The 26,006-nt window shown below is 34.4% G+C and carries 24 protein-coding genes; 16 read left to right on the top strand and 8 right to left on the bottom strand.

The features are described from left to right. The first annotated feature begins 6 nt into the window (after nucleotides 1-6). The 15 genes from ABWU65_RS02045 (at nucleotide 7) to ABWU65_RS02115 (ending at nucleotide 13,132) form a co-directional block, all read left to right on the top strand. Nucleotides 7-1,950, top strand: a complete 1,944-nt coding sequence (locus ABWU65_RS02045; protein ID WP_353280175.1) for a DUF4815 domain-containing protein — start codon at nucleotides 7-9, stop codon at nucleotides 1,948-1,950. 11 nt (nucleotides 1,951-1,961) lie between these two features. Further along, nucleotides 1,962-3,152, top strand: coding sequence for a hypothetical protein (locus ABWU65_RS02050; protein ID WP_353280177.1), 1,191 nt, complete (start codon nucleotides 1,962-1,964; stop codon nucleotides 3,150-3,152). Nucleotides 3,153-3,156: 4 nt separating this feature from the next. Next, nucleotides 3,157-3,351, top strand: coding sequence for a hypothetical protein (locus ABWU65_RS02055; protein ID WP_264735741.1), 195 nt, complete (start codon nucleotides 3,157-3,159; stop codon nucleotides 3,349-3,351). After that, nucleotides 3,348-4,757: a hypothetical protein gene (locus tag ABWU65_RS02060; RefSeq protein ID WP_353280178.1), complete on the top strand. Its 1,410-nt coding sequence runs from the start codon at nucleotides 3,348-3,350 to the stop codon at nucleotides 4,755-4,757. Before ABWU65_RS02055 ends, ABWU65_RS02060 begins: the two co-directional genes overlap by 4 nt. Nucleotides 4,758-4,779: 22 nt before the next feature. Continuing rightward, nucleotides 4,780-5,340, top strand: coding sequence for a hypothetical protein (locus tag ABWU65_RS02065; protein WP_353280180.1), 561 nt, complete (start codon nucleotides 4,780-4,782; stop codon nucleotides 5,338-5,340). After that, nucleotides 5,333-6,517 (top strand): phage tail sheath subtilisin-like domain-containing protein, encoded by a 1,185-nt coding sequence (locus tag ABWU65_RS02070; protein WP_353280626.1) that lies wholly within the window; start codon nucleotides 5,333-5,335, stop codon nucleotides 6,515-6,517. The genes ABWU65_RS02065 and ABWU65_RS02070 overlap by 8 nt, the downstream gene beginning before the upstream one ends. Before the next feature lie 20 nt (nucleotides 6,518-6,537). Next, on the top strand, nucleotides 6,538-7,044 hold the full coding sequence (locus tag ABWU65_RS02075) for a phage major tail tube protein (RefSeq protein WP_353280181.1): 507 nt from the start codon (nucleotides 6,538-6,540) through the stop codon (nucleotides 7,042-7,044). A 46-nt stretch (nucleotides 7,045-7,090) separates the two neighbouring features. After that, nucleotides 7,091-7,348 (top strand): phage tail assembly protein, encoded by a 258-nt coding sequence (locus tag ABWU65_RS02080; protein WP_353280182.1) that lies wholly within the window; start codon nucleotides 7,091-7,093, stop codon nucleotides 7,346-7,348. 109 nt (nucleotides 7,349-7,457) lie between these two features. Then, entirely contained in the window at nucleotides 7,458-9,878 is a 2,421-nt protein-coding gene (locus ABWU65_RS02085; protein WP_353280184.1) for a phage tail tape measure protein, read from the top strand. Then, nucleotides 9,878-10,216, top strand: coding sequence for a phage tail protein (locus ABWU65_RS02090; RefSeq protein WP_265035237.1), 339 nt, complete (start codon nucleotides 9,878-9,880; stop codon nucleotides 10,214-10,216). Before ABWU65_RS02085 ends, ABWU65_RS02090 begins: the two co-directional genes overlap by 1 nt. Continuing rightward, nucleotides 10,213-10,422, top strand: coding sequence for a tail protein X (locus tag ABWU65_RS02095; RefSeq protein ID WP_353280185.1), 210 nt, complete (start codon nucleotides 10,213-10,215; stop codon nucleotides 10,420-10,422). The genes ABWU65_RS02090 and ABWU65_RS02095 overlap by 4 nt, the downstream gene beginning before the upstream one ends. Nucleotide 10,423: 1 nt before the next feature. After that, the gene (locus ABWU65_RS02100; protein WP_253303112.1) at nucleotides 10,424-11,374 is read left to right on the top strand and encodes a phage late control D family protein; all 951 of its coding nucleotides are present in this window, start codon (nucleotides 10,424-10,426) and stop codon (nucleotides 11,372-11,374) included. A 46-nt stretch (nucleotides 11,375-11,420) separates the two neighbouring features. After that, nucleotides 11,421-11,903, top strand: coding sequence for an ankyrin repeat domain-containing protein (locus tag ABWU65_RS02105; protein WP_353278928.1), 483 nt, complete (start codon nucleotides 11,421-11,423; stop codon nucleotides 11,901-11,903). A 53-nt stretch (nucleotides 11,904-11,956) separates the two neighbouring features. Beyond that, on the top strand, nucleotides 11,957-12,184 hold the full coding sequence (locus ABWU65_RS02110; protein ID WP_253303110.1) for a hypothetical protein: 228 nt from the start codon (nucleotides 11,957-11,959) through the stop codon (nucleotides 12,182-12,184). Nucleotides 12,185-12,205: 21 nt separating this feature from the next. After that, a complete protein-coding gene (locus tag ABWU65_RS02115; RefSeq protein ID WP_353280187.1) occupies nucleotides 12,206-13,132 on the top strand; it encodes a patatin-like phospholipase family protein in 927 nt (308 codons plus the stop codon). 58 nt (nucleotides 13,133-13,190) lie between these two features. Here the strand turns inward: ABWU65_RS02115 and ABWU65_RS02120 are convergent, their stop codons facing one another. The 5 genes from ABWU65_RS02120 to ABWU65_RS02140 all read right to left on the bottom strand — a co-directional run bounded on the left by ABWU65_RS02120 (nucleotide 13,191) and on the right by ABWU65_RS02140 (nucleotide 18,149). Beyond that, on the bottom strand, nucleotides 13,191-14,084 hold the full coding sequence (locus ABWU65_RS02120; protein WP_353280189.1) for a helix-turn-helix domain-containing protein: 894 nt from the start codon (nucleotides 14,082-14,084) through the stop codon (nucleotides 13,191-13,193). A gap of 50 nt (nucleotides 14,085-14,134) precedes the next feature. Continuing rightward, complete coding sequence (locus tag ABWU65_RS02125) at nucleotides 14,135-15,061, bottom strand: helix-turn-helix domain-containing protein (RefSeq protein WP_353280191.1); 927 nt, start codon at nucleotides 15,059-15,061, stop codon at nucleotides 14,135-14,137. 65 nt (nucleotides 15,062-15,126) lie between these two features. Next, nucleotides 15,127-16,311: a hypothetical protein gene (locus ABWU65_RS02130; RefSeq protein WP_353280193.1), complete on the bottom strand. Its 1,185-nt coding sequence runs from the start codon at nucleotides 16,309-16,311 to the stop codon at nucleotides 15,127-15,129. A gap of 99 nt (nucleotides 16,312-16,410) precedes the next feature. After that, entirely contained in the window at nucleotides 16,411-17,067 is a 657-nt protein-coding gene (locus ABWU65_RS02135) for a RadC family protein (RefSeq protein WP_353280195.1), read from the bottom strand. A 170-nt stretch (nucleotides 17,068-17,237) separates the two neighbouring features. Next, nucleotides 17,238-18,149, bottom strand: a complete 912-nt coding sequence (locus ABWU65_RS02140; RefSeq protein ID WP_353280196.1) for a helix-turn-helix domain-containing protein — start codon at nucleotides 18,147-18,149, stop codon at nucleotides 17,238-17,240. Nucleotides 18,150-18,262: 113 nt separating this feature from the next. Here ABWU65_RS02140 and ABWU65_RS02145 point away from each other — a divergent pair, with 113 nt between their 5' ends. Further along, the gene (locus ABWU65_RS02145; protein ID WP_353280198.1) at nucleotides 18,263-19,234 is read left to right on the top strand and encodes an Rpn family recombination-promoting nuclease/putative transposase; all 972 of its coding nucleotides are present in this window, start codon (nucleotides 18,263-18,265) and stop codon (nucleotides 19,232-19,234) included. Between the two features lie 34 nt (nucleotides 19,235-19,268). Here ABWU65_RS02145 and ABWU65_RS02150 read toward each other — a convergent pair whose 3' ends face one another. From ABWU65_RS02150 to ABWU65_RS02160, 3 genes are all read right to left on the bottom strand, one after another. Next, entirely contained in the window at nucleotides 19,269-19,628 is a 360-nt protein-coding gene (locus ABWU65_RS02150) for a hypothetical protein (RefSeq protein ID WP_353280200.1), read from the bottom strand. A 64-nt stretch (nucleotides 19,629-19,692) separates the two neighbouring features. After that, nucleotides 19,693-22,152 (bottom strand): tetratricopeptide repeat protein, encoded by a 2,460-nt coding sequence (locus ABWU65_RS02155; RefSeq protein ID WP_353280201.1) that lies wholly within the window; start codon nucleotides 22,150-22,152, stop codon nucleotides 19,693-19,695. Continuing rightward, on the bottom strand, nucleotides 22,091-25,744 hold the full coding sequence (locus ABWU65_RS02160; RefSeq protein ID WP_353280203.1) for a hypothetical protein: 3,654 nt from the start codon (nucleotides 25,742-25,744) through the stop codon (nucleotides 22,091-22,093). The genes ABWU65_RS02155 and ABWU65_RS02160 overlap by 62 nt, the downstream gene beginning before the upstream one ends. Nucleotides 25,745-26,006: the final 262 nt, after the last annotated feature.

The following is a 26,006-nucleotide window of genomic DNA, read 5'->3' on the forward strand; positions in this document are numbered from 1 at the left end:
AAAAAGATGACCTTAAATAGCTATTATAACCGCTTTAATCCTGACAAAGAATATGAGAAAAGCTTATTTCTTGCTGGAAGAGGTCTACAGTCTGCAGAATTAAACGAGACGCAAGAATATGCTCTTTCAAAGCTCAAAGGCATAGGCGATGCAATATTTCGTGATGGTGATGTTATAACAGGAAGTAATTGTATTATAGACGCAGAAACTGGTAAAGTTACGCTTGAATCAGGAAAAATCTATCTTCGTGGAGCGGTTAGAAAAGTTGAAAAAGAAGAATTTACTATTCCACTAAGTACCACAGTTCGCATAGGTATTTATTACGTAGAATCTACCATTACAGAACTTGAGGATGAAAATCTTCGTGATCCTGCTATTGGTACAAGAAACTATCAGGAAGTAGGAGCTGCAAGACTTAAAGTTTCCACCATTTGGGGTTATCAATCTGAAGGTATGACTAGTAATGCTGAAGGAGAATTTTATCCAATTTACAATATTGAAAATGGAGTATTAATAGAACATTCACCGCCACCACAAGCAAATATAGTAACTACTGCTCTTGCTCGTTATGACAAAGAAGCCAATGGTTCCTACGTCGTAAATGGGCTAGAAGTGATGTTCCTCCACAAAGAAGAAAAGGGAGAAGAAGGGGTAAAAAAGGGTAAAAAAGAAATATTTGTGATTAATGAGGGCAAAGCTCATGTTGATGGTTATGAAATTGAGTTACCTCACAGTATTCGTGTTTCCTTTGATGAAGATCCAGACATAAAATCAGTTGAATCAGAACCACACACTTTTCAGCCAAATAGCCAAAGAGTAATGGAACTGAAGGTTAATGATTTTCCAATAAGTGAAATTAAAAAAGTAGATATAACTGTTCAGAAAACCACTACTGTTACTCATGGTTCATACTCAGGAGCTGTTGATCCGATACCTGACTCTGCAGTACTTGAGATTATTCAAGTTAAACAAGGCAATGTTATTTATGAAAATAGTATAGATTACAAATTAAACGCAGGAAACGTTGATTGGTCATTACCAGGAAAAGAACCATCTCCTGGAAGTAGTTACCTGATAACCTACCGCTCTCGCACTCATGTAAGTCCTGAAGATATAAGTGAAGAAGGATGTAAAGTAAGAGGAGCAGTTGATAACAGCTTGGTTCTGATTGATTACACCTGGAAAATGCCCCGCTATGATTTAATTACTATAGATGCAAAAGGCGCAATAAGAAGGATAAAAGGCATAGCTCACCCTTGGCAACCATCGATACCTAAAGCACCTAGCGGACAACTTTTGCTCTGCTACATTTATCAGACGTGGAAAAAAGGCGAAGGGGTAAAAATAGTGAATAATGCTATTCATGCTGTACCGATGAATGAGCTTGAAGCAATGAAAAAAGGAATAAATGATCTTTATGCGCTGGTTGCAGAGGAACGTCTACGCAATGATGCAAATTCAAGAGAACCTACCACCAAAAAAGGAGTATTTGTTGATTCATTCTTTGATGATGATATGCGTGATCAAGGAATTTCGCAGTCTGCAGCAATAGTAAATAGAGAGCTAGTTCTGCCAATAGATGTAGAAGTTGCAGATATTGAAAAAGGTGGGGAAAGATATCTTTTGCCGTATGAACTTGAACCGGTACTGGAGCAGCTTTTACAGACTAAAGGAGAAAAGATCAATCCATACCAAGCTTTTGATCCAGTACCGGCACAAATTACTCTAAATAAAAATATAGATCACTGGACGGAGGTAAAAACAAATTGGAAAAGTCCAGTAACAAGAGTATTTAATGTTAAAGAAACGACAGAGCTGCTGTCAAGTACTTCATACGAAACTGAATTTATGAGAGAAGCAGTACAGAATTTTGAAATTGAAGGTTTTGAGCCAGATGAAAAGCTTAAGGAAATAAAATTTGATGGCATTTCTATTATACCTATGGCATAGAGGAAAAAAAAGTGGAAAAAAGAGCTAACAACCAGGGAAAATTAAAGGGAAAGGTGAAAGTACCAGCAAACATTCCAGCCGGTACTAAATTAGTACAGTTTTATGGGGATAAAGGAAGCTATGGAGAGGCAACTTATACTGGTAAAAAAACTATTACTATAGAAGAAAGAAGAAGAGTGATCGCAGCAAGAAGAGTTGATCCTTTAGCGCAAACATTTACTTTAAATGAGAGCAGACACATAGGAGGTCTAGAGTTATGGTTTGTAAATAACGGCAAAAAACGTGTTGTTGTGCAGATTAGAGAAACAGCAGTGGGCATGCCCTCGCAGACTGTCATTGCTGAAAGTTATATTGAGCCAAAAGATATAAAGATAGATGGCACAGCAACACGTATTACTTGGTCACCAGTGTTTTGCCATGCAGGACAAGAATATGCAATAGTGCTACTCACTGATGATGCAGACACAGCAGTAAAAATAGCAGAACTTGGCAAATATGATGCAGTAAATAGCCGTTGGGTAACAAGCCAGCCATATCAAGTAGGAGTATTACTTTCATCAAGCAATGCAAGTACCTGGACTCCACATCAGAACTTAGATTTAACGTTTCGATTACTAGCTGCAAAATTTAACGAAGTTTCTCATGTTGTTGATCTGGGCAAAGTGACAGCAAACAATACTTCAGATTTAATTGTTTTGACGAACGTCGAAGAAGTAGCATTTGATACCAATGTAGAATTTATCTTAACAGATGAAGAGGGAAAAGAGAACTTTTTGTCTGATAATTTGCCACTTGCACTGCGTGAAAGATTATCTGGAGAGCTAACGGTAAAAGCAAGCCTAAAAGGAGGGCGAGAAAAAAGTCCAGTGCTATATCCTGGGTTACAGCTAGTTCTGGGAAATATAGGGGAAGAAGGAGATTATGTCACGAGGAGCATTACCGCAGGAGCTAACACTAAAATTACCATAACGTATGATGCATTAATACCTGGTACTGCAGATGTAAAATCATATGTGGAACAAAGCGCTAAAGGATGGCAATTAGTAGATTTAACAGCAGGAAAACCAATTGGAGAAAATTGGGTAGAGAGAGTACACATACTGACAAACTTTAATGGCAATGAGACAAGGATAAAATTGGTTTTAAGTGGAACAGTTGTCTATCGTCCTAAAGTCAAAAATTTGCGAGTGATTATTACTTGAATCAATGCCAAATGACCAAAGCAAACGAGGATATACACTACCACATCCAGAAAATATTGCAGTGGAAGATGTAGTACGTATTCGCAGAGCTATAGAAAAAATAGATGAAGATATTACCGAAAGAGAAGATGAGCATAATCAACTTAAGAGTAATTTTGAGCGGTTTAATTTTGAGACTTTTTTAAATTTTTGGGAATGAAAGAAGCAATATACCAAAGGATAAAGGATTTAGCAGCAAATAGCACACCTGATCAATTGGCATATCTTGCAAAATCGCTGGAATTGATAGCAGATAAAAAAGCTATTTCCAACGTTGTACAAATGACCACAATAAAAGAAATAATTGATGCACTACAAAAAAGACTTAAGGATTTGGCAGAAAACAGTACTCCAGATCAATTAGCATATCTTGCTAAAGCATTGGAATCAATAGTCGACAAAAGTGCAGTTTCTGAAATTGTACAGATGACTGATGGTAAGCTAAAAGAGCTTCTTGATAGTGCAAAAAAACACTTAACTGATCTGGATAATAAAAAAGCTAGTTCTTTAGCAGTGATCTCTGAATCAGAGAAGCAGTTATTAAAGAGAATTGATGAAAAAGGAACAACAAATTTATCGCTACTTGATACGAGAAAGAATGCAAATATTGCAGCAATAAATAGTATTAGTAACAGTCATAAAGATGGTCTTAAAGGTTTAGTAGAAGATTTTCGTGCTGTTAATAATGTACCACCTGGCTCATCAATTATAGGAGAAATAGAAACTCGAATTGAAAACATCTCTAATGAGGTAAAAACTCGGGATGAACAGTTAAAAGCGTCTCTTATAAATGAAATAAGAAAGCGCAACATGGTTGAACCAGGGTCATTACCTTTCTTATTTGGTGTACTTGGCAGAAAAAATAATTATTTTGGCCACGGAACTTTTACGACAGAGCTTGGAAAGTGGAGTAGTAAAACCGACTATATGTTGCAATTACTAGCAGGTAGCCATACATACGATACAGATTACGTTAGTTTTTATCGGCCAAGACAACTAAGTTTTATAGAGGGAAGTAAGGGAACATTTATTTACGGAGAGTTATACACAAAAAGTTTTTCGGGTAGTTATGATGAGATATACTATTACCCATATGCTGCACTTGGAGTAGTATTTATAAAAAATACAACGAATGTGAACATAAATAAAACTATAGAGTTTGTTGGATCATCGTATTCGAGTACGGAGTATGGAGGTGCAGGATTATTTGTGGGAACACCAGATAATACTAATTCTAATAAATCAAGAATTTCAAGAATAATATGGAAAAATGTTTACCAATACACGAGTTCTGATAGCAAATTAGCTGGATCTGGTAATGTAGAGATTCCAGCAGGAAAAACAGTTGCAATATTACTTTACACATCATCTTATTTATATTCCAGAACAAAAGTTAGTGAAGGTGTGCTCTCAGGTAATGTATATACCTATGGTCAATTTATTCAGTGGGGAATTTATAACATACGTAGCAATTTTCTCACCACAGGACTTGAGGTGGACGTAGAGAGAACGCTAAGAGCTTGGCAATGCCCAGGATTAGATGCCACTCATAAAATTTGGAATTGATACTAGAAAACGGAGAAAACCAATGCCAATTTATATTAGATTTGAACATAACAAACAAGTAGAAACAACAACGCTTGAAAGTAAGCCAACTGGAAATGATTGGTATGAAGCACCAGAAGATTTTGATTGGCAAAAAAGCTATTGTTTAACAGAAGGAGGAGAAATTGCTCAGCGTACTAAAGAAGATATACAAAAGGAGTTACTGGATAATGCGAAGCTTTGTGCATTTGATAGTATGCGTTTCTATTATGATAATCATACTCACCAATATGCAGGTTATTCTCACCAAAAAGCTAAATCTTATGAGATTCAAGCGGAAGCCGCAAAAAGCATTCTAGCAGCACCAGAATCTATAGATGAAAAGGATAAAGAAATTATAGAGCCTTTAGCAAAAGTCCGTGGTATTACAATTATCGAAATGGCAAGAATAATTGAAGAAAAAGTAAAAAAAGCAGTAAAAGAAATAATTAAATGTGAAGAGTTGGAAGACATTACCAAGAAGAAAATTGCAGAAGCCAAAAGTGAAAATGAGCTACAGACTTTGCTCGATGATTTCAGGAAAAAAATACAAAGAAATGGCTGAAGAATTTTTACACGGAGTAAATGTTATTGAGGTAACCTCAGGAGCAAAGACAGTACGTACAGCTAAATCATCAGTGATAGGTGTAATTGGTACTGCTCCTGAAGCAGATGAGCAAAAATTTCCACTGAATAAGCCAGTGTTAATTGCAGGAAGCTTAAAAGAGGCTGCGAAGCTTGGTAAAACAGGTACCCTTCCACAAGCAGTAAGCTCTATCTTTACACAAGTTGGTGCAACAGTAGTAGTAATTCGAGTTAAAGAAAGTGAAAACAGTGATCCAAAATTAAAAGAAGAAGAGACGCTGAAGAATATAATTGGCGGTGTTGATAAAGAAACCGGAGAATATCAGGGAATTGAGGCATTTCTCAGCAGTGAAAGCATAGTTCATGTTGCGCCAAGAATATTAATTGCACCTCAGTTTACTCATCAGTTACCTGAAATAGATGGAGTAAATCCAGTAGTGAGTGCTTTAATTTCCATAGCAGAAAAATTAAGAGCAATTATTGTTGCAGACGGACCAAATACTAATGATGAAGAAGCAATAAAATGGAGAAAAAGTGTAGGTAGCTCAAGAGTTTACGTAGTTGACCCATGGATTAAGTTATTTATTGAAGGAAAAGAAAAAATCTTGCCATCGAGTCCATTTGTAGCTGGTTTAATAGCTAAAATAGACAGCGAACAAGGCTTCTGGCATTCACCTTCAAATAAAGAGATAAATGGTATTGTTGGAACAAGCAGGCCTATTGCTTTTACGCTCGGTAATACAAATTGTAGAGCAAACCATTTAAATGAAAATGAAGTAACAACGATAATTCATCAAAATGGCTATAGGCTTTGGGGAAATAGAACATGTTCAAATGACTCAAAATGGGCTTTTCTGTCAGTGAGAAGGACTGCAGATTTAATTAATGATAGTTTACTTCGAGCTCATTTATGGGCAGTTGATCGCAATATTACCAAAACTTATATAGATGATGTGATTGAGGGGGTGAATTCTTACCTTGCAAGTTTAAAAGCGCAAGGAGCAATTATCAGTGGAAAATGTTACGCAACTCCAGAACTCAATACACCAACAAACATTGCAAGTGGAAAAGTATACTTTGACTTTGAGTTTACACCACCATATCCGGCTGAGCAGATTACTTTTCGTTCACGGTTGGTGAATAGTAAAATATCGTAAATTTTATTAAGGGAAGAAAGATGCTACCAAAGATTTTAAAGAATTTTAATGTATTTGTTGATGGTCGTGGTTATGCAGGAAAAATAGATGAAATAACCTTGCCAAAACTTACCATAAAAACAGAGGAATACAGAGCTGGTGGTATGGATATTCCAATAAATATTGACATGGGCATGGAAAAGCTTGAAGCAGATTTCACTTTTTCTGAATACGATACAGAACTCTTTAGGCTATTTGGGTTGATAAATGGAAATTCAGTATCTTTGACGCTCCGTGGAGGAATGCAAGGAAGTGGTAGCAATGATATTGAAGGAGTAATAATCAATTTAAGGGGCATATTCAGAGAATTTGATTTTGGTAGCTGGAAACCTGCTGAAAAAGCAACGCTGAAGTGTACTGTAGCTGCTCATTACTATAAACTTACTATAGGTGGTAATGAATTAATAGAAATCGATGCTGAAAATATGATTAGAAAGATAAATGGTGTTGATCAAATGGCCTTGCTGCAAACGGTTTTAGGTATTTAGGTTTAGTTTTAAAAAGATTTTAGAATTTTATTTTTTAGGAGAAAGTATGACAACAGTAAAACTTGATAATCCAATAACAATTGATGGAATTTCTGTTTCAGAACTTACCGTTAGACGTCCAAAAGTTAGAGACTATCTTGCTATTGAGAGACTTAGTGGTAGTGATTTAAGTAAGGAAGTAACTTTGACTGCCAATCTAACATCAGTTGCAAAAGAAGCAATTGAAGAGTTAGATATTGCTGATTATGTAAAAGTACAAGAGGTATTAAAGGATTTTTTTTCACCAATTATCCAAAAAACTTGAGGTCAGAAGTAATCGAGCTCAGTTCTATTATTGGTAGTGGAATTGAGCCTTTGCTTGATATGGAAATCAGTGAATTTATCTTATGGCATAAAGCAGCGAGGAAGGTACAATGTCAACGTTATCTATAAAAATTGGAGCAGTCCTAGATGGCAGTTTCAGTACTGTAATAAAAGGAAGTAGCAGTCAACTTACTCATCTTGGTGAGAATATAAGAAAGCTTGACTCATCTTTAAAATCAGTATCAAAGTTTAAGCAGTTAGGTCATGATGTTTTGACTAGCAAGAGGTCATGGAAAGGCTTTGAAGATCAAGTAAAATCTTTAGCTAAACAAATGAAGGCAATAGAGAAACCGAGCAAAACTTTAAAAGCAGAATTTGACAAGGCCAAAACCTCCGCAATAAAAGCAAAAGAAGCATATTTGAAAAAGAGAGATGCTTTGCATTCATTTAATGAAGAAGTAAGAAAAAGTGGAAGAAATATTAAGTACTTAGTAAGTGACCAACATAAACTTGGCTCTTCTATTGAAGTATTAAAAGGTAAGTATGGTAAGCTTGGATCTGCAATACGTAGTCACCAAAGTTTTTTAGCAAGCAAAGCACATTTTAAGTCACAAATTATAGAGACTATTGGGCTAGGTCTTTCGTTTGCAGCACCAATTAAAGTTGCAATTGATTTTGAAAGTGCTATGGCTGATGTTAAGAAAGTAGTGCAATTTGCTGAGGATGAGGCAGCTCACAATCAAGGAGCCGCAGAATTTGGTCAGACATTAAAGGAACTATCCCGTACGATACCACTGTCGGCTGCAGGGTTAGCTCAAATTGCTGCAAGTGGTGGACAACTTGGTGTAAAAAAAGATGATCTGATTAAGTTTACGACAACAGTGGCTAAAATGTCCACAGCATTTGATATGTCTGCAGAGCAGGCAGGTGATTCCATAGCTAAACTTGCCAATATCTATGGAATAGATGTAGACAGGATGGAGTGGGTGGGTGACATTATAAATCACTTATCAGACAAGACTGCTGCTAAAGCAAAAGATATGGTTGAAGCTCTAGCAATAGTTGGTGGTACTGCAAACCAGTTTGGCTTTGGTATTAAGGAAACAAGTAGTTTAGTAAATGCCTTTATTAGCTTAGGTAAACAACCAGCAAAAGCAGCAACTGCAATAAACGCTCTACTTAGTAAACTCCAGACTGCTGAGGGACAGAGCAAAGAGTTCAAAACAGCATTAGAAGGCATGGGAATAGCTGCAGAAGAAATGGTACAAAGGATTGGTGAAAATAGTCAAGGCGCACTACTTTATTTTTTTGAAACTCTGGAGAAAGTAGATAAACAGGAACGTTCTCAAATTCTTCTCAACCTCTTTGGTCAAGAATATCAGGATGACGTTGCGTTACTAGTTGGAAGCCTAAAAAATTTTAAAGAGGCTATAACTCATGTAGCTGACGAAAAAGAATTTGAAAAATCCATGCAAAAAGAATTTAACAATCGTGCAGCAACCACAGCAAATAATTTACGATTACTGAGAAATGCAATAGCAGAAGTAGGAATGAATTTGGGCTCAGTAATGCTACCTCCTTTAAAATCGGTAAGTAGTCTTTTAAGAGAGATAACTAACCCCATAGCTCGATTTGCAGAAAAATTTCCAGTTATTACTACAGGAATAATGAGTACCATAGCAGCACTAATAGGTCTTAAAGTTCTAGTAGTAAGCGGTGGTTATGCATGGAATTTAGTTAGAGGTGGAATGCTTGCTTTCTCGGTTTTTTTGCATGGAATACTGAAGCCAGCATTAATATCATTATCAACGTATGCTATTCCAGCAGTAATTACTGGACTAAGTTTTTTAAAAGCTGCAACTCTGAGCTTAGCAATGAAAGCTTTTCCTCTACTGTCATCAGCTCTACCAACAGTAATCACAGGACTAAGAGCAATAACACTTGCTGTAATGAGTAACCCGATTGGATTTTTGATAGCAGGTCTTGTTACTGGTGCAGCTCTTGTTATAACTAACTGGCAAAAGGTAAAAGACTTTTTCTCTAACTTTTGGCAGTATATAAAATCGATAATAAAACCCATAGAAGAAGCTTTTTCATGGATAGGGGAAAGTGTATTTGGAAAAGTATTAGGGAATAGCCCACTGAAAGAGTTTGAAAAAAGAAAAACTGAAGTAAAAGCAGTACATACTCCCCTAAAGAGTAATATTCTCAACAGTGGAAATCCTTTGCTAAGTAACAGTATAATTAAAGAATTTTCCAAGAGAAATCAGAATAATTTCAGAATCAAAAGCCTTATTGAGGAAAAAAAATCCACAGAAAATGATAGGATATTTGCAGATTTTGCAACGAGTAAATTTGAAAACAAAGAACAGAAAACTATGAATCAAACTCAGAACATCACTAATAATTACACTATCAGCATTAAAGCAGAGCCAAATCAAGATATTCGTAATCTTGCAGATGAAGTAATAAAAAGAATAAGAGAAAAATCACGTGATGTTATGTTCGATACGGTAGATCCCATTTACTGATGCTATCCCTTGGTCCATATAAATTTACTCCGATAAGTTTGAAATATAGCAAAGAGAAGCGTTGGAGTGTGGTTGAGTGTATTGGTAAGCAATTACTACAGAATATTGGCCAGGGAGCAGAAAATATAGATTTAGAAGGAGTAATTTATCTTCATAATGGATTAGATCAATTAAAGAATATAAAAGAGGCAGAAAAACCTCACACTTTAGTTGATAGCATGGGAAATGTTTTGGGGCAATTTGTAATTACTCGCTTTGAAGAAAAGCAAACATCATTTTTCTCTTGTGGATTGCCAAAAAAAGTTGAATTCAGTTTAAGTTTGAAGCGTTATTCATGACTATATATTACTTAGCAAAAGAAAATGATATGTTAGACTATATTTGCTGGAAGCACTATGGATTTACTTCAGGAGCAGTAGAAATAGTATTAGAAGAAAACCCTGGAATTGCGGAATATGGAAGTTTTTTACCGGCAGGACTGAAAATTAAGCTGCCTATAATTGAGAAACCTCTACAGAAATCAACCTTGAAGATTTGGGGGTAAGATGCAACCAGAGTTTATCATTGAAGGGTATGAATTAGCAAAAGACCGCTTGGTGTCAATGCATGTTACTGATGAATCAGGGACTATAGAAGATATAGCTGAAATATGTGTCGATTACAGGGATGATAACATAAAAGTTCCAAAAGAGCTAAAGATTGCTTTGGGATATAGAGAAACAGAGGTACTACCCATAGGTATATATAGAGTCAATGAAATTACAGTACAAAGTCCACCAAAAACCTTAATAATCAAAGCTCATGCAACAAATTTGATGATATCGCTAAAGGAAAAAGTATCCAGAGAATGGCACCAGATTACGTTAGGTAATTTAGTCAAGGAAATAGCAAATAAACATGGATATGGATACAAAGTTGCTGAGGAATTTAAAGACATATTAATACTACATATTGACCAAACTGAAGAGAGCGATATAAGTTTGTTGACTAGAATAGCTATAGAGCGCGAAGCCATGGCAAAACTGGCAGGAGGGTATATATTGTTTATTCCAAAAGGTGCAGCAAAGTCAGCAACGGGAAAAGCTTTAGGAACGACAACTATTAGACCTCAAGATACAATTAATTGGAAAGTGCATTTTACTGTACGTGATAAATACAATTCAGTAGTAGCGAAATGGCATAACTATGAAAAGGGAGAGACTATATCGGAAAGAGTAGGTAGCGGTGAACCAAGTTACGCTATACAAACAGTTTACTCAAATGCAGAATCAGCTTTAAGCTCTGCAAATGCCAGATTTAAACAACTACAGCGTAACAATGAGAATCTAGAGATGACAATACCAGGTAATCCAGAGTTATGTGCAGAGGCAAAACTTAATCTTGTAGGGTTCAATCAGGATATAGATGGTGAATGGGTAATTGATAGAGCAGAACATATTTTAAATAGCTCAGGATATCGTACTACATTATCAGCTTCTTTGAGTAATTATGTTTAAGAGAAAATAAGTACATTGTTGATTTAATGCAAAAAAAATGCCGAACATGAGCAAGAAACAAGCTACATTGTGGTTTATAGTGGTCATAGTATGTGTTGTTATTACGTATTACTATCAAAAACCCAAGGCTGCTGAGGAGTATCAAAAAATGTTAGAAGTAGCAGCTAAGAACTGTGACTTAGAAACTGTGAAATCATTAGTAAAAAAAAGTAGAAGTGATTCAAGTATTAGTGAAAAGGCATTATATTATGTTTCAGAGAAAGGATGCTTAGAAATTGTTACATTTCTATTAGATGAAGGAGTAGATATAAATATTAGCTTAGCACTACTTGGTGCTGCTGACGGTGGTCAATTAGAAGTTGTAAAACTTTTGTTGAAGAGAGGAGCCAACCCTTATATTAGAGGTTGGAAAGAACAAACTCCAAGAGCTAGAGCATTTAAAAGATCATTTTATTATAGAGATAAACCTTACAGAGAAATTATAGACCTGCTTGATCAGGCGGAAAAGCAATATAAGTCAGAGCAATAAAATTATAGTTATTTTCTCACAACACGCAGTACAAATTTTCAATAACACAAATTATGAAAAATCAAAAAATCCCAATTACAGTAATTATCACGTTATTAATACAAACAGTAGCATTCATATGGTGGTTATCCAAGCTAGACTCAAGGGTACAATTTCACGATAAACTTATTGAATATGGTTTAATGGAGAAGGTTCTTGTACTTGAGGAAAGGGTAAAAAATCTCTCTGAAGAATTAGATGAGTTTAAATTGCAGGTTTTAAGCGGAAAAATTAAATCTTAATATCTTTACCTAAATTTACAATTGATTAAATACATTTTATCCGTTGACGGCGGAGGCATAAGAGGCATAATACCAGCGATAATATTAGCAGAAATAGAGAAGAGAGCAAGAAGGCCTATAGCTGAAATCTTTGATCTTATTGCAGGGACCTCAACCGGTGGAATTGTTATTGCTGGATTATGTAAAAAAGATAAACCTCAATATTCTGCTAATGATTTAGTCGAGTTCTATCGGGAATATGGACCATATATTTTTAAGTCTTCATTCTTTAGGCGATCAATATTATCTTGGTTTAATTGTGCACAATACCCACATAAAAATATTGAATTTGTACTGGATAAATATTTTGGCGATGATATCCTTAAAAATACTTTAAGTAATGTGTTGATTACGAGTTACGATATTCATAACAACCGTCCTTTCTTTTTTAAGAGCTGGAGAGAAGATAGAAATTTTATCAAATTGAAAGATGCATTACGAGCTACAACTGCAGCACCTACTTACTTTGCACCGAAATATCTTAAAATTAACCAAAAGGAAATGGTATTAGTGGATGGAGGGGTTTTTGCCAATAATCCAGCGGCTTGTGCATATGCAAGTGGTAAGAGGTTATTTCCAAATGATGATATTGTACTGTTATCGATAGGTACTGGAAGAACAGACAGAAGCATAGAGTATGCCAATTCAAAGAGATTTGGAAAAATAGGCTGGATAAAACCTTTGTTAAATGTGATGTTTGCTTCAAGTTTAGATGCAGTGAACTATCAACTTAATCAAGTTATAGCTGATAAATATATACGCATACAATCGCAATTGAAAATAGCATCACCTGACATGGATAATATTACATCAAAAAATATCAAATCTCTGCAGGAGGAGGCAAAGGCAATGATAGAGGATAATCAGAAAGTGATAGAGAAATTCTGCATAGAAGTGTTAAATATATAACTATTTTTGCTTATATCTTAATATATTATTTAACACTCCCAACCGTCTTTAACACAATTCAATTTTCACACTCATCAGCAGTTAGGCCACTTGCTCGCACAATAATATCAATAGCAACACCTGCCTTTGCTAGATTTTTCGCAACCTTGATCTTTTCTGTTTTTTTAACTTTCTCTTTGCTATTCTTCATATCCCTAGATAAAAATTTCTTCACTAGTTCTTGCTCTTCAGTTTTTCTTAGTAAATTAAGTAGTTCACTATCTTCATTTGTTTTAGGCAGCAGAACTTTAATATTCACTGATAATCCTTCTGCTATTTGATATAATTTGTCAAATGTTATAGCAGTATAGCCTCTTTCATACTCGTGTATTTCCTTGAGTGTTAAACCAACTTTGTTTGCTAAATCTTCCTGAGTATACCTTTTTATCAATCTCCATTCTCTTATTCTTTCTCCTATTCTGTAATATATAGAATCAGTGCAGATTTCTCTCTCTGTACTATCATACTCGTAAATAGATAAACCCGTTGCCTGGGAAATTATGTCAACTGACACTCCTTCTTTAACTAGATTTTTTGCTATATCTAACCTAGCCTCTTCTTGATCAATTTTTTCACTAATATAAACAAACCTGACTAATGAAGGTACTATCTTACCTAACTTTTGATTCTCGTATATTTTCGTTAGATAGAGTATTTCTTCGTCTTCATCTTTATACTCTCTTACTGTTATTGGTTTAGGTAATAGATCTACAGCATTAACTGATAATACTCTTGCTATTACATATAGTACTCCAATTGGAATAGGAGTATAACCATTCTCATAGCTGTTCACTTCTTGGTATGTTAAACCTACTTGACCTGCTAATCCTATTTGAGTATGACCTCGCATTAACCTACAATTTTCTATTTTTTGCCCTATTCCATAACTAACATTGCTTGCAGAAACAAACACATATACCTCCTTTTAAGAAAAAAACTTTATTGCTATAATTTTTTCACGAGCTACCCATCTAAAACTATATCAACAGGTAAACCTACCGCTTGCAAAATAATATCAATAGAAATTCCCCCTTTTACTAGATCTCTTGCAACTTTGATTCTTTCCGCTTTCCTCACTTTTTCTTCACAAATCCGTATGCCTTCAAACAAAGATTTTATTAGTGCATTACGTAGTTCTTGGCTCTCAATTTCTTTGTATTCTTTAATCAAATCAGGTAGCTCATTTTCTACTCTACTACCTTCATCTTCTTCTATTAGTAGATCTGTAATATTAATCGATAATGTTTCCGCTATTGCATACAATTTTTCCAGTGGAATAGCCACACGTCCTTGTTCATAGTTGCTTATTTCGTCACGTGTTGTACTCATTCTCTCTGCTAAGTCCTTTTGAGTATACTCTCTCACTAGCCTCCATTCTTTTATCTTTTTTCCTATTTGGCAGTATATAGAACCAACTTTTTCTTCAACACATTCATCAGCAGAGAGACCGATTGTTTTTGCAACAACATCAACAGAAATTCCTGCTTTAACCAGACCATTTGCAATTTTTATTTTTTCCGATTTTCTACTACTTTTCTCACTAACTTGAGCAAATTTGGTTAGCAAACAAAACATTCTACGTAACTCCTGATCATTAATCTTTTTATATTCTCTTACTAGATTTAATATTTCTCCTTCCTCATTCTTAAAGCCGATTTTCTCCTTTGATGCAGGAATGAGATCAGTGATACTTACTGACAATGCTTCTGCTATAGCGTACAACCTTTCGATTGAAATTCTACGGTTCCCTTTCTCATATTGCAGTATTACCCAGTACTTTACACCAATTTTCTCCGCTAAATCCTTCTGAGTATAACCTCTCTCTAACCTCCAATTTTTCACTTTTTCCCCTACTTCACAGTCTAGACTTTTTTCCACGCAAAAAACCATATATATAATATTTTCTACTATAGCTCAAAGGCTCCAGTAAACTCTGGAACCTTAAAATAAATGAATTAAAGCTCCCTAAAGGTTTCTTTACTACCTCCAAATACCCTATTTACCCATGAAGACAATACTTCATCATTGCTAATCTCTTTTATAGCATACTTTTCACTCCATATGCCACATCTAGTGAAACTACCTCTTTCTACCGCTTCTTTAAGCTTTACTCCAGCAAAAAGACAATTCTTTCCTATCTCTTCGCCTCTTTTTTGTAACTCAGCCCACATTTCCTTGTTTTCTACTCTCAATTGTACTTGATCATATTTTTTTACATCATGGTACAATATAATATTTAGCTTACCAATGCTCGTAGGAAATTCTAACATGATAGAGCTACCATCTGATATATCAGTATAGTTTCTTATACCTCCCTTTTCACTTTTAACTTCAACTGCATCATTGCCAATTTTTAAAATATTACTTCCTAACTCTCTCAGTATTTTGGCTACCTCTACCTTGCTATCCTTAGAAAATTCTATATACGATGTTGTATTATCTATCTCAACATCTATTAATTCTCCTTCTTGCACAGCACTTTCGCCAGCTTTCTCTAGTTCTTCTAGTCTCTCATCTATCTGTGGCTGAACTTCTGGTTGTAGCTCATTATAGATTTCACCTATCAGTTTATTCTCCAATAAAGTATCATGAAACTCTGCACCGCTTAGCATTAATTTACGTATTAGCTTTTTACGATCAGCCTTATCAAATTTATGAAAATGTGTACCTAATACTAGATATTCTGCAAAACTCCATTCCCCATCATTACATGCATTTAGCCTTGCTCCAGAAGTTATTACTTTGTCTATAACTTTGTGCAATTCATTTACGTTTTTTGCCTCTACTACAGCACTTTTAAACCAGCTCAATTCTTTGCTTTCGCTTGCACTTGGCTTTATTTTTTTTAATGCTGAAGTAAATGGATTTAAATCTTCTGCTTGATCATTTAAAGGTTTTGTACCATATATGTAGTCGAGCCCTTTTCCGTAGTTGGTTTGAACGTCTCTATTAGGAAAGGGCACTTCTCCAAGCTTTTTAGCCTTATTAATTTTGCTTACAAAAGTAGGCTGCTGGCTAGTACGACCAATTCCTACAATAGCATTTAACATCTCACCTTTTGATAATTTATCAAGATCAACGTTTAACTCGTAAACACCTCCTTTTTTGTCATCAAAAGGTACAATTATCTTATTACCCATATTAGCCTCCGCTATTAAATATACTTTCTAAGTGTATAGTTGTTATACACTCTACTACTCATTATAAATTATAGTGAGTAGATTTGCAAATACTTTCTACTATAACAATCCGTTTTCTCGAAAGCTGAAATAGCCTCCACTTGTGATGATAATATGGTCAAACAATTTTACGCTTACAGTACTACATGCTGCTGCTAAGCTCTTCGTTACTGCTTGATCTTCTTCTGACGGCTCTAAGCTTCCTCCAGGATGGTTGTGTGACATTATTACTAATGTTGCATTCTTTATTAATGCTTTTCTTATAATTTCCTTTATGTATACTGGTGCTTTTTCCATTTCACCAATATAGGATTCTTCTCCAATTAGTTGGCGCCTCTTATTCAAGTATAGTATTTTTACACATTCCCTTTCTGAGTGGCCTATACTTACGTTTAAGTACTCTACTAGCCCTTGTAAGTCCATTATTGGCTCACTTTTGAGCTTTTCTCTCAGTACCCTTTCTAGTGTTTCCTTAATACACATAATCATTGCTACTGCAGAATCAGTCACTCCTTCTATAACTTTCAGGTCATCCATTTCTCTACCTAAAATCCTTCCTACTCCCGTATAGCTATTCACCAGATTTTTAGCAATTTCTTGAGCTTGCGGCCTTTCATGTACTGCACTTAGAAACGTTTCCATTATTTCACGATCAAGTAGTGCTTTGCCTTTGCTTTCTAATATTCTGAATTCTATTTCTTCTTTACTTTTATTCATATAATTTACCCTTCACTAACAACAAACTTTTTTTTAATATTTACTGCTGTTTTTTTATCAGCATTGGCATAGAGCCATAGCTTCCGAGTGAAGTCAAATCAATTTTTCAATCTTTTTTACTTATTTTTTCATCAAAAAGTAAAGATGTTAATAGATACTGATTTTTTTACTTAAATTTGTTGAATTTCGTCTAAAGAGATGCCTATTGTTTTTAAAATAATATTGATAGAAATTCCTTTTTTTACTAAGTCTTTCGCAATTTTTACTTTTTCCGCTCTTTTTACTTTCTCCTCGCAAATCCGTATGCCTTCAAACAACGATTTTATTAATGTATTACGTAATTCTTGGCTTTCAATCTTTCTGTATTCTTCAATTAAATTCGGTAATTCATTTTCTACTATCTCATCTTCTTCTATTAGCAGATCTGTAATACTAATTGATAATGTTTCTGCTATTCCATATAATTTATCAAGTGGAACAGCAACCCTTCCTTGCTCATAGTTACTTATTTCGTGGCGTGTTGTACCCATTTTCTTTGCTAAATCTTCTTGAGTATACTCCCGCACTGCCCTCCACTCTTTTATCTTCTTCCCTATTTGGTAGTAGATAGAACCAACTTTTTCTTCAACACATTCATCAGCAGGGAGGCCTATTGCTTGTGAAACAACATCAACAGAAATTTCTGCTTTAACCAGACCCTTTGCAATTTTTACTTTCTCTGCTTTTTTACTACTTTTCTCACCAACCTGAACAAATTTGGTTAGCAAACAAAACATCTTACGTAACTCCTGATCGTTAATCTTTTTATATTTTCTTATTAAATATAGTATCTCTTCTTCCTTATTTTTAATGCAGATTTTCTCATTCGATACAGGAATAAGATCTATAATACCAATCGATAAAGCCTCTGCTATAGCGTACAACTTCTCAATTGAAATTTTTCGTGTTCCTTTTTCATATTGTAGTACTATTTGATACGTTACGCCAATTTTTCCCGCTAAATCTTTTTGAGTATAACCTCGCTTTAACCTCCAGCTCCTTACTTTTTGTGCTATCTGATACCTTATTGAGATGTTTGCCATAAATATTATACAGGTTAATACTACCAAATAAAGATATACAAAATGTTTGCATTTTAGTTGAATATTTCTTCACAATTGTGTATAATTATTAATGCTTTCTAGGTTAGTTCGTCATGGCTTTTTCTAAATTTCTTGATGCACGCAATGATTATGCTTTTAAAAGAATATTTGGCACCGAGAAGAATAAAGATATTCTCATTCATTTCTTGAACGATATTTTAGGCTTTACTGGCTTAGCTGCTATTCACGATGTTGAATTCTTAGCTACCATTTTAGACCCTGAAATTGCCGCTAAAAAGCAAAGTATTGTCGATGTTCTTTGTAAAGACTCTCAAGGTTCAAGATACATCATAGAAATGCAGTTTACTAAGACCAAAGGCTTCGAAAAGCGTGCTCAGTATTATGCTGCTAAAGCCTACTCAAGTCAAGCTGATCAAGGTGATGATTATCATAACCTTAAAGAAATTATCTTTATTGCTGTTGCTGATTGTATTATTTTTCCAGATAAGGCTGAGTACAAATCTAATCATGTCATTTTAGATCAAAATAGCTTTGAACATGACTTAAAGGATTTTTACTTCGTATTCATAGAACTGCCAAAATTTACAAAGACAAAAGAAGATCAACTAGAAAATATAGTAGAAAAATGGTGTTACTTTTTTCGCTATGCAGGAGAAACAAGGGAAGAGGATCTAGATAAGATAGTTGGTAGTGACGTAATAATAAAACGAGCTTATGAAGAGATGAATAAGTTTAATTGGTCAGAAGAAGAGTTACTAGCATATGAACAAATGAAGAAACGCATAATGGATGAGGTAGCTGCTTTTGCTCAAAAATTTGATGAGGGTCTTAAAGTTGGTCAAGAAAAAGGTAGACAAGAAGGCATCCAAATCGGCCATGAAAAAGGTAAAGCGGAAGGTATTAAAATTGGTACGGAAAAAGGTAGGGAAGAGGGTGAACAACAAGCTAAAATAGCTGTGGCTAAAAATCTACTTAGTGCTGGAGTCTCTACTGACATCATATCACAAACCACAGGTCTTTCTTCCGATGAGATCAAACAGTTACAGGCAGAAAAGACCACATAACTACCTCAATTTACCGCTCTGCTTATTCCTCTAACTACTTATGTTCCATTAAGAAAGTATCAGGCTTTTTAGATAACTCTACTCTTCTTAAAACTTCCTGACTCAAATCTTTAGAAGGCTTTTCTACTTTCTGTTGTAGCAGTACTGTTTCTTTTTCCTCTTTTAAATTGCTTCTTAAATGAGCTAGAAACTTATCAGTTTGTTTAAATTCTGGACAAGCTTCTTTTGCAAATGAATATAGAGTTTTTGGTATTTCAGAAAATTCTTTACTTATCATTTGCCCAATTATAGCTGATTGTACTGCCACAGGATCAAAGTTTAGATTTGTTACTGATATACCTGATTTAATGGCTGTTTCATTCAACACTTTCTCAAATTTCTGTATAATATTCAACGCATATCCCTGTGCTTCTCGTGGAGATATAGATTGATCTGTTGTAGAAATATACTTTTTTTATCTACCTCTTTCCTATACTTCTAGAAGAAGCTGTATGCTTTTCTGTTTCTAAATTATCTAGACTACTAGAGGGACGAGAGCCAGACATACCTGTAGCGCTAAGCTTACCACTGACTGATCTACTACGCAAAAACGATTGGCTGGATTCAGATGTACTGTTATCCCAACATAATACTTCTCCAATACTACTCTTGTTCGATTTTGTCACTTCAGAAACATTTTGTTTTGAACTACCCGAGCTTTGCTCTTGTTCCGTTCTAGTGGATAAGTTACTCAATTTAGAACCTGACTTACCTCTCTTACTAATACTCTGCCTATCTAAGAAAGTAGAAAGACCACTATCGAAGCCAGATGATGAACTCAAACTTGAACCACAACTGCCCTTATCGTTATCTACTGTTGATGTGTTTTGAAAATGACTTGATGCAGACTCTGAGAAATTAGACCTTACTTGCTCTTGTTCTTCCTCAAGTTGCATGAAATATCTTTCATCCTCTTGATTTAATATCACTTTAATATTATTCTTAATTGCTTTAGTATGATAACTATCCCTGCCTAACTTGCAAAGCATTTCACTAAAAATTTCTAAAGCCTCATCTTCTCTCTTTAGTCCGTAAAGCGTCAGTGCTATATTATGATGAACCATTATAATATTGAAATTATCATACTTTAGCCATTTTTCTCTTTTCTCAAGTACTTGACGATAGAGGGGAAGAGCCTTATCGTATTCATATTTCTCGCAATGGTCTACTGCCAAATTAAATATGTCATTTAGAAACTCAGGATCGTCTAGATTATCATATATACACTTCACAATGAAAGGTAATTTGCAACCTGAGAATACATCATCATCTCCTGGTAGCGTAGTTCCAAAATCAAGCCGCGTACTCTGAGCTCGTATTACAGACGGTAGCTCTGGACTACTCGTTGTTCGTGTCAAAGACAATCTCTTTACCTTTGAAGATGGAGTTGAAGGACACGTAAAAATGCCAGACACACCTTCACTCCTATTCGGTACTGTTGTAGCAGTCGAATATCGTCTAGTAATTGGTTTAGTAGTACTGGTAGATGAGAAACTATAAGTACGTCTTTTTTGTACATCAGCATTCACTTTGCGTTGCTCTTGCATTATTAAAAACACTCCTTCGTCTAGATCTACTATTAGTGGCAATATTTTTTCTTTAAAACTACTACTTGATTGTTTTTTAACTTCTTTTTTTAAATTATAACATAGTTGCTGTATTAGAGAAAAACCCTCCTCCTTAAGAAAGGATACGCTCTTTAGTTGTTGTAGTATAGATGATAGTCTTTCCGATTGTTGAATAGTTATTTTGCTACCTTTTAATTCCTTATATAGCTCTTTTAGCACAGGTAATAATTGTTGAATATACGACTTACTATTATCCTCTTGTTTAAACATAGAATAGACACCTTTTAATGTTTCTACTACATCAGGTAATACGTTTTTAGACGGTGCTTTGCGTTCTTGTATTATTTTTTCTAACTTGTCCAATTCCAAAGTGTAACCATTCATCTTCAAAATATTTCTAGCCTCTTGTTCGTTATATGGTACATAAGGACTGTAGCGGTTAATATATTCATAAGCAACAAAAATAGATAACTTTTCTTTGAGACGGGTTTTCTTTAAATCCTTATTATCACATGTTACATTTACATACTCTTTTAAATAATCAAAATAATTACTCTTAACAGATTCATATCCCTTTCTAAAAGGCAATATCCCCAAGAGAAGCTTTGCTTCTTGATGCTCAAGACTAACGGATTCAAGAAGATCACAAACTTTTTTTTCCTTTTTGATTTCTTCAAGTTCATTGCTGAGCAATGCAACCGCATACAAAAATTTCGCATCAACAAAACCACTTAAAGATAATTCTCGAAGCAGATATTGTGCGGTATGAGAATTTTTTTCATTTGATACTATGTCTCTCGCCAACTCATATTTTACATACTGGAGCATCCATTCTAATTCTTTTATTGCTTTCTTTTCTCCCATTGTATTTAAGTACTCAGTTGGCTTAAAAAAAATCGGGTTACTTAATCCAATACAACTCAAGACCCTGGAAGCTTCAATCCCAACTCTAAAATTGGTTCCTTCAGTAGCCAGCAAGACATCAGCAAAATGCATTTTCCATGACTTTCCTGATTCACTTTGAATCAAGCTGCCATAAGTTTCTATATTGTGTAACTCCATCATTCCAAGTACAAAACTACTCAAGGGGAAAAAACACTTCCCTGAATTATTCATATATTTGACAGCTTCCTTGATCAGCTCTTGCTGATTAGTGGTACTACCTTCCATAACTTCCTTGAACTTTATTATTGCATGTGCATACATTGCATGTGGGAGTTGCTGCTTCGCCGCCTCACAAATTTTATCCTTACCTACACTTTCTTGCCCTTTTTTTCTCAACTCCTCTAACGTAATCTTGAATAACATCATCAAAGTCAGATTGATCCATTGAAATATTTGACTGATCCATTAAGATACTTGAAATGTCTAATGAACTATCCAATGATAAGTCACCCATTTTTTTATCTGAACTTTCCTCTGGTATCGCAAGACTATCAATCAATTGATTGTAATCAAGTATCCTACGTAGTAATTCTTTTCTATACCTTTCGTAATGAGCATCTTTGAAGTAACTAATTTTTGGTAACTTATCATCAGATGACTTCTTTATTTTCCTCTTAGAACCACCAGCTAATATAGCTTCCCATTGATTCGATCCATGCATTCTGCCTCCTATAAAATCATTTCGTATATTTGGGTAGTAAGACCCCTGACCCACATTTATACTATAACAAGGATTTCCACCTTGTACACAATTATTTTGCATAACACCTTCATTATTTTTTTCTGCCACTCTTGAACTAGGTAGATTTGATGCAGAACAGCTCTTTTTTGATGCGGCAGAAGGTATAGATTTTCCTCCTTGACTTATAGGTACTGTACTGCTTTGTGGATCATGATCAGCAGATGATTGTCGACTTGATGAACTAATACTTTTCTCTGACCTATTGCTTAAAGTCTCTTCAACGCCTTGTGAATTCCTAACTAATGCATCATCACTATTTCCTGGTATACTTTTTTCTAGTAAAAAATCTTTTTCAACACCAAAAAACTGTAAAACATCAACCACATTTTCATGAACTTTCTCACCCTCTAGCAATTTTTCCATTGGCTCTTTACATATAGCAGCACAAACTGCCTTTAACTTATCTAAATTCTCATTCACAACCTTTGCTAACACTTCTCTAAAGAACCAGTTATTAGCTATATGATTGCCTAAGTGCAATAATTTGACTAATTCTAACATTGTGCTGTCTATAGACTTTCCATTACTTATCTTTAATTCACCACAAATTTTTTCTTTTCTATTATTATCTACAAGCGTATTGTTCAGTGTAAAAGGCCTGCCTTTTATCGCTTTATCTTGATACCGAAAAAATAATGTCGATATTAAAGCACCCACTATAATTGATCCTAGTCTTACTTCTCCTTTTTCCTTTCCTAATTTCTTTAACTCTTGCACTAATCTTTCTTTTCTTCTTGCGGTTTCTTTTTCCACCTCTTCTCCTAGATATTCTAGTTGATATACTAGATCTTTTCTGCTCATTTTCTTCATCTCTATCTTTATTCCTTGGTCTAATAAATTTAGTAAAGAATCTTTGCAACTTTCTTCGTTTTCTACCCACGAACTTATTAAATCTGCTACTGTTTCTTTTATCATATCATAGGCTTCAATAAATTCTTGCTCCTCTTGGAATCTTTGCCATTTTATTAAGCGAATAGAGTGATAAATATCACCAGCTAACATTACTGATACTGCATCTTTGTAACCCAATTTTATTACTTGCTTTAAAAGATCTTTTATATCTGAATCTTGGTAATTAAAGTTTCTTTTCATATTTGCTACAACAACAGGTTCAAGATACTGCTCTCCATTATAAAAAATATGTGCGCATCCATATACTTTTTTTACAATACACAGCACTATTTCTTGAGAACATCGATTATCAATTACATATTGCAATAAGTCTATTAGTTTTGAATAGCCAGTGAAAATTCCTTGCCATTTGTACTGTATTTTTATCATTTTTTTTGAATTTTCTTGTTTACAAATCATTTCCAATAACTGCACATTACCCTTTTGACAGATAAATTCTACAATTTCTCTTTTTCGTTCCTTTTCTATTTTACTATTAATAAGCTCAAAGCTTAGAAATATATCTTTTATATCTATCTTAACCGCAGTCTTATCATCAAGAATATTGATCCCCTTTTTTATCTCACTTAATACCTTAGATATTAAGGCCTTTTTTTCTTCATCTGTGAGATCCTGCTTTTCCTCAAGATCACGTATAATCTTTCTTGTTAATCCACTAAAAGCTAGTTCATCACTACTACAATCCTCTTTTGCTTCTTTTTTAGAATAGACATTTATATCTTCCGTAAATTGATCAGCAATACTAGCACAACTACTTGGAATTTCTGACTTTACAATTTGATTAGTTAATACTTCAACACCAAAAAACTGTAAAACATGAGTCACATTTTCATGAATTTCTTCACCCCTTAGCAATTCTTGCATTGGCTCTTTACAGATAGCAGCACAAACTGCCTTTAACTTATCTAAATTCTCACTAACAACTTTTACTAACACTTCTCTGAAGAACCAGTGACTTTTTATATGATTACCTAAGTGCAATTGTCTGATTAATTCTAATACTATATCCTCTATAGACTTTCCATTCCCTATCTTTATCTTTTCATTTAATTCATCAAGTATTTTTCCTTTTCTACTCTTCTCTCCTTTTGTGACTTTTAATGTAAACGGCTCGCCTTTCATCACTTTATCCTGATATTTAAAAAATAATGTTGATATTAAAGCACCCACTATAGTTGATCTTAGTATTACTTCCCCCTTTTTCTCTCCTAGTTCCTCTAGCGTTTTCACTAATTTTTTTTTGCTTATCTTAGCTTTGTCTCTCACCTCTTTTCCTAGATATTCTAGTTGGTGTATGAGATCTTCTTTGCTCATTTTGTGCAATTCTCCCTTTATTCCTTGGTCTAATAAATTTAGCACATAATCTTTGCAACTTTCCACCGATGAATTTATTACATCTGCTACTGTTTCTTTTATCATATTGTAGGCTGCAAGAAATTCTGGCTTCTCTTTAAATATTTTCCATTTCATTAAGCGAATAGAGTGATAAATATCACCACTTAACATTACCAATACTGCATCTTTGTAACCTAGTTTAATTGCTTGCTTTAAAAGCTCTTTTACAACTGAATCTTGGTAATTAAATCTTCCTTTCATCTGTTGAAATCGGAAGCTATCAAGGTACTGTTTTCCATTCCAGAAAATATGTGCATATCCATAAAATTTTTCTGCAAGACATAGTACTATTTCTGGAGAGCATCGATTGTCAATTACATATTGCAATAAGTCTATTAGTTTTGAATAGCCAGTAAAAGTTCCTTGCCATTTATATTGCCTTTCTACCTTACATCCTTCCTTTAGATCCTTACTCTCTTGCTTACAAATCATTTCCAATAACTGCACGTTACCCTTTTGACAGATAAATTCCACGAAATTCTTTCGATCTGAAGGATCTATCAGAGGATTAGCCACTTCAAATAATGCAAATATCCTTTGCGTATCAAATCTTATATATTTATTATTCTGCTCTTCATTTTCATTTTTTGGATCATATTCTGTATTTTTAGCTAAACATACTTCGCATGCTAGCCTTATTAGTAGTTCAGACTTATTTTCGTAAGCTAGCTCTGGATGTTCTTCCATCCACTTTTTCGCATTAACATCAAAACCTATTTTTTCTTTTAATAACTCATACCAACGTTCTCCTTCTGCTTCTGCAGAACTTACAACTGGTGGTTCACATCTATCAGTAGATTTACTTCCAGTTTCTTTAGCAGATGTTTTGGAAGATTTTTGCCTTTTTTTGACCGGCTTAGATGCTTCATCTCCCTTGGAAGAAGAGGAAGGTTTTGAAGTATTTGGCATAGTTACCCCTCATTTATGAATAAAACAAACACTGTATATACCATAAAAAACTAATAGTTTAATAGACATATTTTCAAACCCTGTCAATTAGCTTTGCAAACCCTCACTTTTTTGTGATTTTTGGAAAAAGTAAACAATACAATCTTTTGTGAAGCTAATTAGCATAATGTTTTTGCTGAAAATATTTTTTAAAAAAGTAGTTGATTTATGGTTTTCTATCCTAATAATAGTATTAATATAAGTTATGTAATGTTGTGTGAGG

The sequence above is a fragment of the Wolbachia endosymbiont (group B) of Silvanus unidentatus genome, assembly GCF_964028615.1.
Taxonomy (GTDB): Bacteria; Pseudomonadota; Alphaproteobacteria; order Rickettsiales; family Anaplasmataceae; genus Wolbachia.

Excerpts from the sequence above, each read along its gene's own strand:
- ABWU65_RS02045 (WP_353280175.1), top strand. The coding sequence starts at position 7 with ATGACCTTAAATAGCTATTATAACCGCTTTAATCCTGACAAAGAATAT.
- ABWU65_RS02055 (WP_264735741.1), top strand. The coding sequence starts at position 3,157 with ATGCCAAATGACCAAAGCAAACGAGGATATACACTACCACATCCAGAA.
- ABWU65_RS02060 (WP_353280178.1), top strand. The coding sequence starts at position 3,348 with ATGAAAGAAGCAATATACCAAAGGATAAAGGATTTAGCAGCAAATAGC.
- ABWU65_RS02065 (WP_353280180.1), top strand. The coding sequence starts at position 4,780 with ATGCCAATTTATATTAGATTTGAACATAACAAACAAGTAGAAACAACA.
- ABWU65_RS02070 (WP_353280626.1), top strand. The coding sequence starts at position 5,333 with ATGGCTGAAGAATTTTTACACGGAGTAAATGTTATTGAGGTAACCTCA.
- ABWU65_RS02075 (WP_353280181.1), top strand. The coding sequence starts at position 6,538 with ATGCTACCAAAGATTTTAAAGAATTTTAATGTATTTGTTGATGGTCGT.
- ABWU65_RS02080 (WP_353280182.1), top strand. The coding sequence starts at position 7,091 with ATGACAACAGTAAAACTTGATAATCCAATAACAATTGATGGAATTTCT.
- ABWU65_RS02085 (WP_353280184.1), top strand. The coding sequence starts at position 7,458 with ATGTCAACGTTATCTATAAAAATTGGAGCAGTCCTAGATGGCAGTTTC.
- ABWU65_RS02090 (WP_265035237.1), top strand. The coding sequence starts at position 9,878 with ATGCTATCCCTTGGTCCATATAAATTTACTCCGATAAGTTTGAAATAT.
- ABWU65_RS02095 (WP_353280185.1), top strand. The coding sequence starts at position 10,213 with ATGACTATATATTACTTAGCAAAAGAAAATGATATGTTAGACTATATT.
- ABWU65_RS02100 (WP_253303112.1), top strand. The coding sequence starts at position 10,424 with ATGCAACCAGAGTTTATCATTGAAGGGTATGAATTAGCAAAAGACCGC.
- ABWU65_RS02105 (WP_353278928.1), top strand. The coding sequence starts at position 11,421 with ATGAGCAAGAAACAAGCTACATTGTGGTTTATAGTGGTCATAGTATGT.
- ABWU65_RS02110 (WP_253303110.1), top strand. The coding sequence starts at position 11,957 with ATGAAAAATCAAAAAATCCCAATTACAGTAATTATCACGTTATTAATA.
- ABWU65_RS02125 (WP_353280191.1), bottom strand. The coding sequence starts at position 15,061 with ATGGTTTTTTGCGTGGAAAAAAGTCTAGACTGTGAAGTAGGGGAAAAA.
- ABWU65_RS02130 (WP_353280193.1), bottom strand. The coding sequence starts at position 16,311 with ATGGGTAATAAGATAATTGTACCTTTTGATGACAAAAAAGGAGGTGTT.
- ABWU65_RS02135 (WP_353280195.1), bottom strand. The coding sequence starts at position 17,067 with ATGAATAAAAGTAAAGAAGAAATAGAATTCAGAATATTAGAAAGCAAA.
- ABWU65_RS02140 (WP_353280196.1), bottom strand. The coding sequence starts at position 18,149 with ATGGCAAACATCTCAATAAGGTATCAGATAGCACAAAAAGTAAGGAGC.
- ABWU65_RS02145 (WP_353280198.1), top strand. The coding sequence starts at position 18,263 with ATGGCTTTTTCTAAATTTCTTGATGCACGCAATGATTATGCTTTTAAA.
- ABWU65_RS02155 (WP_353280201.1), bottom strand. The coding sequence starts at position 22,152 with ATGATGTTATTCAAGATTACGTTAGAGGAGTTGAGAAAAAAAGGGCAA.
- ABWU65_RS02160 (WP_353280203.1), bottom strand. The coding sequence starts at position 25,744 with ATGCCAAATACTTCAAAACCTTCCTCTTCTTCCAAGGGAGATGAAGCA.